Annotated in this window: 1 protein-coding gene; it reads right to left on the reverse strand. The window is 61.3% G+C overall.

Annotated features, from left to right (window positions below; all coding sequences use genetic code 11):
* Positions 1-96: 96 nt before the first annotated feature.
* On the reverse strand, positions 97-1,192 hold a 1,096-nt coding region (locus HMPREF3036_RS07545; protein WP_197457959.1), incomplete at its 5' end, for an aryl-sulfate sulfotransferase.

A 1,192-nucleotide genomic window follows, 5' to 3' on the forward strand; every position in this document is an offset into this window, starting at 1 on the left:
ACCCGTTAGAACGTGCCCATGCCGAGCACACAAGGGCGCCCCGGCAGCACGAAGCTGCCGGGGCGCCCTTTTCCTCACTGCAGACTGTTGCGGAGATCAGCCGCCGAAGGCCTTCTTCAGGTCGACAGGCATGGCCTGATAGCCGGAAGTGCTTTCAAACTGGATTTCCACGGACGGTTCCTTGTCGCCCCACTTGAATTCATTGATGTACGGATTCGGAGCGGACTCGAAGGCGCCGGTCTTGAAGTTGTAGGTTGCGCCTGCCGTTGCCGAATAGACGAAGACGGAGTTCTTGTCCTCATGGTATTCGGTGAGCGACGTGACGGGGCTGTACCATTCGTGGCCGCGTTCCTTGCCGTATTCCCAGACCTGTTCGACCGTCATCTTCTTCTGGTCGATCTTGTAGACCACGGCGCGGGAGTACTTCATTTCGGGCAGCGCGGGCTGTTCCATGCCGCGGGCGTCGCCGTTGTCGAAGACCGAGAGATAGAAGATGTTCTTGTCGGACTTGGAGTCGACGCGCCAGCCGGTGTGCTGGGTCCACGACCAGTCGAAGTCGCCTTCGCAGGTCGAGCCTTCACAGGTGATCGGCTTGCCGTTCTTGTCGACGGGCTTGAGGACCTTCTTGGCGAAGTCGCCCTTCCAGCCTTCGGGCGAGCCCATGATCCACTTCACCTGCTTGTCGCGGCCGATCTTGATCAGAGCGGACTGATGGCGCGAGGAGATGATGATGGAGTCGTCGGTCGGGTCATAGTCGACGGAGTTGACGTGCACCCAGTTGCGGCCTGCGCCGGAGCCCACGATGTCGCCGAACTTGTCGTTCTGGTCCATTCTGGCGAGTTCTTCGGCGGAGAGCGTCTTGCCGGCCTGGCTCGCGTCGATGTTGAGGCAGACGGCGCCCTGGTCAAGCACCTTGAGAACGGTATCGCGATACGGGTCGAGAATGTCCCAGAGACGCCATTCGTCGACGACCTGACCGTTCGGATCCACCTCGATGATCACGTCGCGGACCGTGTGAACGTGCTTGCCGTCGGGACGGACGTGGTCGGACGAGGCGACGCGCACGAGGTAGTTGCCGTTCTGCATCGGATCCATGGCGTGCGAGAAGTCAGCGTAGCCGTCGGGCAGGCGGCGGTTGAAGACTTCGCGGCCCATCAGGTCGTACTTGACGTAGCGCTGGCCGTAGCCCCAG

The sequence above is a fragment of the Sutterella sp. KLE1602 genome, assembly GCF_001578585.1.
Lineage (GTDB): Bacteria > Pseudomonadota > Gammaproteobacteria > Burkholderiales > Burkholderiaceae_F > Sutterella > Sutterella wadsworthensis_A.